Source organism: Candidatus Frankia nodulisporulans (genome assembly GCF_902806475.1).
Classification (GTDB): domain Bacteria; phylum Actinomycetota; class Actinomycetes; order Frankiales; family Frankiaceae; genus Frankia; species Frankia umida.
Genome location: NZ_CADCWS010000197.1, coordinates 1 through 8,044 on the forward strand (window position 1 = coordinate 1; position 8,044 = coordinate 8,044).

An 8,044-nucleotide genomic window follows, 5' to 3' on the forward strand; every position below is an offset into this window, starting at 1 on the left:
GGGGTCGAGGCGATCAAGATGGTCGAGGCGGCGCAGCTGGTCGATTCCGGTGGTGGGGCCTGGGCTGGCGCCGAGGTCGATGCCGCTGCCGAGGTCGAGGCTGGCATCGGGGTGCGAGGGGACGGGGTGTCGGGTGGTGGATCGGCGTGGCCGGGCACCGTAGGCACGGACGGTCACGGGGGGGACGAGGTGCTCCGCGGCGCAGAAGTCGAGGAAGTCGCGGAGCTGGGCGTCGACGTGGTTCGCGACGGCGGCGGCGCGTTCGAGTCGCTGGGCCTCGGCCCGCTTGGAACTGCGGATGGCGTGACTGCCGCGGAGCAGGACATCGGTGAGGGTCTCGGGCAGGGCTTCGCCGGTGGGGGAGAAGCCGACCGGCCAGGCATCCGAGTCGGTGGGGTCGGCGCGGTGCAGGTAGCGGCGGCGCACCGCGGGGACGAGGGCCGTGGACGGTACCGGGGCCGCCTGGCCGGGCACAGAGCGATCATCACCCGATGACCGCGAGCCGATTGTGGTCACCGCCTTCACCCCACCCCACTATCGCTGTCCGTGACTGCACTAGCGTCACTGGTAACTCTGCGTTACGCAAGTGAGCGGCGTGGCGGAACACGGGCCGGCCGGGCCGGGCCGGGGCGAGGTGAGGCGGGGTGAAGGCCGGGACGGAACCAGACGGGACGGGCGGGCGGATGAGGTGCGGTCAGACCAGGTCGTTGATGACGAGGGTCTGGTCGCGGCCGGGGCCGACGCCGATCGCGGACACGGGGGCGCCGGAGAACTCCTCCAAGGCGCGGATGTAGTCCTTGGCGTTGGCGGGGAGATCGGCGAAGTCGCGGACGGCGGAGAGGTCCTCGTGCCAGCCGGGGAGCTCGGTGTAGATCGGCTTGGCATGGTGGAAGTCGGTCTGGGTCATCGGCATCTCGTCGACGCGTTCGCCGCCGATGTCGTAGCCGACGCAGATCGGCACCCGGTCGAAGCCGGAGAGCACGTCCAGCTTGGTGAGGAAGAGGTCGGTCAGGCCGTTGACCCGGACCGCGTACCGGGCGATCACCGCGTCGAACCAGCCGGTGCGCCGGGCCCGGCCGGTGGTGACGCCGAACTCGCCGCCGATGCGGCGCAGCTCCTCGCCGACCTTGTTGTCCAGTTCGGTGGGGAACGGGCCGGAGCCGACCCGGGTGGTGTAGGCCTTGATGATGCCGATCACCCGGTTGATCCTCGTCGGGCCGATGCCGGCGCCGGTGGCGGCGTAGCCGGCGGTCGGGTTGGACGAGGTGACGAACGGGTACGTGCCGTGGTCGACGTCGAGCAGGGTGCCCTGGGACCCCTCCAACAGGACGACCTTGCCCTCGCGCAGGGCGGTGTCCAGGATGAGGCCGGTGTCGGCGATGTGCGGGCCCAGGCGCTTGGCGTACTCGGCGTACTCGTCGCACACCTCGTCGAGTTCGATCCGGCGCCGGTTGTAGACTTTGACGAGGACCTGGTTCTTCTCCCGCAGCACGAGCTCGAGCTTCTTGCGGAAGATGCCCGGGTCGAGCAGGTCCTGCACGCGGATGCCGGTGCGGGCCACCTTGTCACCGTAGGTCGGGCCGATGCCGCGACCGGTGGTGCCGATCCGGGCCTTGCCGAGGTAGCGCTCGATCACTCGGTCCAACGCCCGGTGATGCGGCATGATCAGATGCGCGTTGGCGCTGATCAGCAGGCGGGAGACGTCGATCCCACGGGCGGCGAGGCCGTCCATCTCGGTGAGCAGCACGCCGGGGTCGATGACGACCCCGTTGCCGATCACCGGGATGCAGTCGGCACGCAGGATGCCACTGGGGATCAGATGCAGCGCGTAGCTGTCCGCCCCGATGACCACCGTGTGGCCGGCGTTGTTGCCACCCTGGTAGCGAACGACGTAGTCGACGGCGCCGCCCAACAGGTCGGTCGCCTTTCCTTTTCCCTCGTCGCCCCACTGGGCGCCGATGAGGACGAGAGCGGGCACTCGGGCGAGGTTACTAGGGATGACCGCCGCGCGTGGCCGAAGTGTCAGGTCAGACAGCGTCCGACCGTACGGACCGGCTCCGCGGGAGGCCTCCGACGGACCTCAGACCAGGCCGAGGACGCCGGCGACGGTGGGGTCGCTGTCGGCGAGGAAGGTGCGGCAACGGTCGGCCTCGGCCGTCTCGCCGATGACGGCGGCGGCCTGGCCGAGGACGGCGAGCGCACGCAGGAAACCGCGGTTGGGCTCGTGGGACCAGGGGATCGGACCGATGCCCCGCCAGCCGGCGCGGCGCAGCGCGTCCAGCCCCCGGTGGTAGCCGGTGCGGGCGTAGGCGTAGGCCTCGACCGTGCGACCCGCGGCGAAGGCCTGCTCGGCGAGAACCGCCCAGGCGGCGCTCAGCTCCGGCGTGGCCGCCGCGACGACGCTGGGATCCTCACCGGCGGCCAGCGGAGCGGTGGCGACCACGTCCGAGGGCAACCGCGTGGGGGGCGGGCCGGACAGCAGGTTGTGACCGGCCGCGGTGCCGCCATGGCCGCTGTGGCTGCCGTGGCCCGAATCCGACGAGGTCATCATGACCTCATCCTGCCGCACCCGGTCGTGCGGTGCCGCACCGGGTCAGGAGCGGACGGTGACGTTCCACAGGTTCTCGCCGACCACACCGGCCTGGCCGTCGCTGGTCCGGGTCAGGTAGCCGTACAGCGCGGCGATGCCCTGCGACTGCGGGCCGAACTTGCCGTCGACGGTGAGCACGAAGCCCTTGTTGCGCATCGCGGCCTGCCAGACGAACGCGTCGGGCCGGACATCCCCGCCGTAGCTGGCGTTCAGGACGGTGCCGCTGAACGAGCCGTCGCCCATCTCCTGCCGGGCCCGGTCGAGGGTCATCGGCTGTTCGGCCGGGGTGAGGGCCTGCTCGATGACATCACCGGAGCCGGAGCCGACGCTCGCCGGGCCGTTGTTGACCAGCCCCATCTTGCGGGAGCAGGACGGCCACGGCTGCCAGCCGCGGGAGTTGTAAAGCTTGGCGGCGGCCTCGTCCTGGGTGGCCAGGGATGCCTGGTACGGGCGGCCGGAGTAGCCCAGGCCGTGCCAGGTCTGATCATCGAACTGGTAGGCGCCGGTGAAGCCGTTGCCCGTGTTGATCGCGTAGTTGCCGCCGGACTCGCACTGGCGGAGCTTGGCGAAGTCGTCAGCGGCGGCGGCCCCGGCCGGGCTGGCGCCGACCGCGGTGACCGCGAGGCCGCTGCCCACCAGGGCGGTGACCGCGCCGGTCGTGCGCAGGATACGGGTCGCAGCCGAGGGGGCCTGCGCTGCCCGGTGCTTACCTCCACGCCGTGCTGACGGCATGTCAGTCCAATCCCGTATCGCCTGCGGGGTGAGCTGTCGGGTTCGGACTGGGATGGCCCGGCCGGCGTGAGCCGACTTAACCCCAAGGACGTCCGGAGACGCCCGGTAGTGGTTCCCCCACTCCTGCCCATGTCGGTGCGCTCGGCCAGCCGCCTGGACAGTGGGCAGGACTCGGCGTCCGTCCCGACGGCATCGCCTGATGGCGAGTGAGCGGCACTCTAGCGATACCGGTCCAGGCCGTGCAAACCGGGGTGGTTCGTGGTAACCGGGCGACCCACGCACAAGGCGTGGCCCGGACGGGCCGCCCGATCGTGGAAAACCGGTGCACCTCAGGGGTCGCCCCCGTGTACCCGAAGGGTTGGCCGGGTAGTACCTCGGTGCTCGGGGTGCCCCGGTGGGGGGTGGTGCGCCCGACCGGCCCCGTTGACTCCCGCGCGCCGGAGATCGTCCGGGCTGTGCGGGGGGACCGGTCGGGTCGTGGCGTCACGCTGCCCGGCTTGTGCGGCCGGGGTGGGACGGCTGGCGCCGCCCGGGGCTTGTGTCCCCATGCCCCGGGCGGGTCGGACCAGATGCGGATGGTGCCGGATGGCGGCGTCGCAACCGGTCCAAGGACGCGTTGTGGGTGGCGTCCGGCTCAGTGCGGTGCGGCGGGTGGCTCAGCCGAAGGTGGCGTGCCAGGTCGCCGGTCCGACGACACCGTCGGCGGCGAGACCCCTGGCGGACTGCAGCGCGCGGGCGGCAGCGGCGGAGCGTGAGCCGAAATGACCATCTGGGACGAGCGGGTAGCCGATCTGGCTCATCCGCGCCTGCCAGGCTCGTACGTCGGCGCGGTTCTGCCCGGCCAGCGCGGTCGAGAGGGTACGGGTGTACGAGGGCGTCGAGAGTGCCGCGGGGGCGACGGTCAGCGCGCCGCGCTGCGCGGTGCGGGACGCCTGCACCGCCGCGCCGGACGAGGAGCCGCCGGCGAGCTGCGCCGTCCCCATGCCACGGCCGCAGACCGGCCACTGCCCGAAGCCGGAACGCTGGGCCAGGCGCAGTGCGGCCTCGTCCTGGACCGCGGGTGCGGCCTGGTGTGGCAGGCCGGTGTAGCCGAGGCTGCGCCAGGTGCCGGCCGAGAACTGGTACGCCCCGAAGTAGCTGTTGCCGGTGTTCGTCGTGTAGTTACCGCCGGACTCGCACTGCCGCAGTCCTTCCCATGTGGTCGCTGCCTGCGCTGGACCGGCGACGGCGAGTGAGACGCCGACCGCCGCCGCGAGAACTGGAGCAACCATGAGAACCCGCGCCCGTATACGGGTGCCGGCGCTCCATTGTCGGCCACTGGTACGTGCGTCGGACATGTATGTGTAGTCCTTCCCCACGCCTGCGAGGTGAGCTGTCGGATTCGGGCTGGGAACTGCCCGGTCATGCCAGGGACATCCTGGGATGCGCACAGACCGAAACCACGGTCGGTCTGGCGACGCATGACTTCACCCCTAGAGCATCGAATCCTTTCGATGCTCGGAGATGGTTCCCCCGTTCCTGCCACATGGTGACGGAGAAATCGCCGGTCGGGGGCAGGATTCGGCGTGCCGCCCGACGAATGCCGCACGTTGTCGTTCGGCACGGCGATGACCATAACCACGCCGTCCGGCGAGTCGCCAAGCATTGAATAGGGTGCGTGACCAACAGCACACTCGGCGTGGCTGCTTGGTGATGGGGTGCATTGGCTGGTAACGCGCGTGCGCGCCCGCTCATCAACCTGGCGACATCTTCGAATGGCCGTTTTGTGCGCGCCTGCTCACGCTGTTTGCCGATGGGGCACGATGGGCGGAGCGTAATGATTTATGTCGAACGCGTCACCTGGTCGCCGACGCGCCACGATGTGCGGCCGTATCCGACTGATGGCTTTGTGTGCAGATTCTGCCTTGATGGGGTTCGACGTGGCAATACGCCGATGCTGGTCGATGCGTGGGCAGCTGTGAGATACGCAATGGTCTGCAACCGGCTTGTTACATGGCTGTGATTTGGTCTCGCAACGTAAAGTGATCGTGTCTCTGGGTGGCAGATTCGGGGCGGATTGCGGACTCTGACGGGTGGGATGTCCGGTCCATGTCGCCTGTCCGGGACCGCGGCCGGGCGGCCCCACCGCCACGGATCTGACGCTGCGTAGAGAAGTCGTGGCGTTCGGCTGGTAGGTGGGCGGGTGGTCCGCGCCCCATGGGTCGGCTATGGCGCCGTCATGCCTATCCGGCACGGCCGGAGGCTTTGGGCGGAACCGTCTGGCCGCGATGGACCGCGGTGGCGGTGCCCGCGATGTGGCGAGATGACGGTTCCGCGACCGAGAGGACGGTGCCGCAACGCAGTGGTCCCCCAGTCGCGAGCGGCAACTGGGGGACCGGCGGTTCTGGGCGGTGACTCCGCTGCGGGACTGTTTCTCCCGCCCGGGGTCGTCCCGCCCCGGATGGATGGAGCCCGGCTGGTTCGTCGGGCCTTCCTGTCTGGGTCAGGCCTTCCCGAGCGAACGGCCGGTGGAGCGCAGGTCCTCACAGGCCTGGGCGACTCGGGCGGCCATGCCCGCTTCGGCGAGCTTTCCGTAGGTTCGTGGGTCGTAGGCCTTCTTTACGCCGACCTCGCTGTCCACCTTGAGGACACCGTCGTAGTTCTTGAAGGCGTGGTCCACAATGGGGCGGGTGAATGCGTACTGGGTGTCGGTGTCCACGTTCATCTTGACGACGCCGTAGTCCAGCGTCTCCCGGATCTCGCTGAGGTCCGAACCGCTACCACCGTGGAAGACAAGGTCGAACGGCTTGGAGCCAGCCGCAAGGCCCAGCTTCTGTGCGACGTGGTCCTGGCCGTCCCGAAGAATCGTGGGGCGCAGCTTCACGTTGCCGGGCTTGTAGACGCCATGGACGTTGCCGAATGTCGCGGCGAGCAGGTAGCGACCCTTGTCACCCGAGCCAAGAACCTCGGCGGTCCGCCACATGTCACCGGGGGTGGTGTAAAGTTTCTCGTCGATCGCGCCGACGACACCGTCCTCCTCACCGCCGACCACCCCGATCTCGACCTCGAGGACGATCCGGGCGGCGGTCGCGTCCGCGAGCAGTTCCTCGGCGAGCTTGAGGTTCTCCTCGAGCTCGACCGCGGAGCCGTCCCACATGTGCGACTGGAACAGCGGGTCGCGACCGGCCGCCACCCGCTCGCGGGAGATCGCGATCAGCGGCCGGATGTAGGTGTCCAGTTTGTCCGCCGGGCAGTGGTCGGTGTGCAGCGCGATGTTGACCGGGTAGGCCTTCGCGACATGGTGGGCGAACTCGGCCAGCGCCTCGGCGCCGAGCACCATGTTCTTCACCGTGGAACCGGACAGGTACTCGGCGCCGCCGGTGGACACCTGGATGATGCCGTCGCTGCCGGCTTCGGCGAAGCCGCGCAGGGCGGCGTTCAGGGTCTGCGACGACGAAACGTTGATCGCGGGGTAGGCGAAGGCCTCGGACTTCGCACGGTCGAGCATCTCGGCGTAGATCTCTGGCGTGGCGATGGGCATCGGTGGGGCTCCTTGTCGAAGCTGTCGGGGCGCCGATCAGCCATAAAAGGCGGCACGGGCCGGCCCGATCGGGCGCAAGCGCACCCGCGCGACTGTTGGTGGGCGAAGGGTATGACGACGCGCGTCGTTCGGGTGGCCGGATGCGGTGGACGTCGCGGCACAGTTGCGCCGACGCCGGTCGGCCGCGTCCGAACATGGCGCGTCCGGGCGAAGCCACGCCGTCCGGGCGAAGCGGTGCCGTCCGAACGGCCTGGGACAGCGCGGGATGTGGTCCACCACGGCGACCAAGGGCTCCGCGTCGGACTGTCCGCGGTGGATTGCCGGCACACTGGACGGGTGGATGTCGGTCACCTGTCCGGGACGACCCTGTACGCCGTCGTTTTTGCGATGATCTTTGTTGAGAGTGGTGTGCTGGTCGGTTTCTGGCTGCCCGGCGACACCATTCTGTTCGCCGCCGGTCTGGTCGCCGCCGACGGCGGCGCCGATGTCTCCATCTATGCCCTGTCCGGCGGGGTCGCGGTCGCCGCCAGCGCCGGTGCCGTGGCGGGCTATTACACCGGGGCCCGGCTGGGTCGGCCCTATCTGGAACGGCGGCACGGAACAGCCCTGGCTCGGACGGACGACTTCTATCGCCGGTTCGGCGCCGTGACGCTGATCGTGGCCCGGTTCGTGCCCTGGGCCCGGACCTTCGCACCCGTGCTGGCCGGCGCGGTGGCGATGCCGTGGCACCGGTTCCTGGCCGCCGCCGTCGCCGGTGCGCTGGTGTGGGGCAGCGGCCTGATCGTGCTCGGGTATCTGGCGGCGGACATTCCGGGGCTGCGGGACGCGGCGGGCCCGATGGCCGGGGTGGTCGTGCTGGTCTCGGTGCTGGCCGGGCTCGGCGGTGAGCTGCTGCGCCGACGCGCGGGCCGACGCCGCGCCGCGAGCACGGATCCAGCCGCGAGCACAGATCCAGTGGTGGCGACCGCGACGCGGGCGGATGCTGTGCGGACCGACTCGGCGGTGGACGAGCCGGTGATCGTCGAGGTGCCGTCGACGGGGGTGGCCGTGGTCGACGCGCCGCGGACAGTCGACGCGCCGCGGACAGTCGACGCGCCGCGGACAGTCGACGCGCCGCACACAGTCGACGCGCCGCACACAGTCGACGCGCCGCACACAGAGGAGAGAAGGTAGCCAGGGCCGAAACGTGGTTCGCCACCGTT

General features: G+C 70.2%; 6 protein-coding genes, 1 pseudogene and 2 riboswitches. Of the genes and pseudogenes, 1 reads left to right on the forward strand and 6 read right to left on the reverse strand.

Annotated elements, in window-relative coordinates; genetic code table 11:
• From G6R24_RS15760 to fbaA, 6 genes and pseudogenes are all read right to left on the reverse strand, one after another.
• Positions 1-474: pseudogene (locus G6R24_RS15760) on the reverse strand (hypothetical protein); the annotation flags it as partial.
• A 220-nt stretch (positions 475-694) separates the two neighbouring features.
• Positions 695-1,978, reverse strand: coding sequence for an adenylosuccinate synthase (locus tag G6R24_RS15765; protein WP_163550005.1), 1,284 nt, complete (start codon positions 1,976-1,978; stop codon positions 695-697).
• A gap of 102 nt (positions 1,979-2,080) precedes the next feature.
• Positions 2,081-2,551, reverse strand: a complete 471-nt coding sequence (locus tag G6R24_RS15770) for a DUF3151 domain-containing protein (RefSeq protein ID WP_225438594.1) — start codon at positions 2,549-2,551, stop codon at positions 2,081-2,083.
• Between the two features lie 42 nt (positions 2,552-2,593).
• Positions 2,594-3,322, reverse strand: coding sequence for a transglycosylase family protein (locus G6R24_RS15775; protein ID WP_163550006.1), 729 nt, complete (start codon positions 3,320-3,322; stop codon positions 2,594-2,596).
• Between the two features lie 3 nt (positions 3,323-3,325).
• Positions 3,326-3,470: riboswitch (cyclic di-AMP (ydaO/yuaA leader) on the reverse strand.
• Between the two features lie 508 nt (positions 3,471-3,978).
• A complete protein-coding gene (locus tag G6R24_RS15780) occupies positions 3,979-4,659 on the reverse strand; it encodes a transglycosylase family protein (protein ID WP_163550007.1) in 681 nt (226 codons plus the stop codon).
• A gap of 7 nt (positions 4,660-4,666) precedes the next feature.
• A riboswitch (cyclic di-AMP (ydaO/yuaA leader) is annotated at positions 4,667-4,897 on the reverse strand.
• Positions 4,898-5,804: 907 nt separating this feature from the next.
• Entirely contained in the window at positions 5,805-6,842 is a 1,038-nt protein-coding gene (gene fbaA / locus G6R24_RS15785) for a class II fructose-bisphosphate aldolase (RefSeq protein ID WP_163550008.1), read from the reverse strand.
• A 387-nt stretch (positions 6,843-7,229) separates the two neighbouring features.
• On the opposite strand from fbaA, the gene G6R24_RS15790 reads away from it, so the two are divergent.
• Entirely contained in the window at positions 7,230-8,015 is a 786-nt protein-coding gene (locus G6R24_RS15790) for a DedA family protein (RefSeq protein ID WP_225438595.1), read from the forward strand.
• The last annotated feature ends 29 nt before the right edge of the window (positions 8,016-8,044 follow it).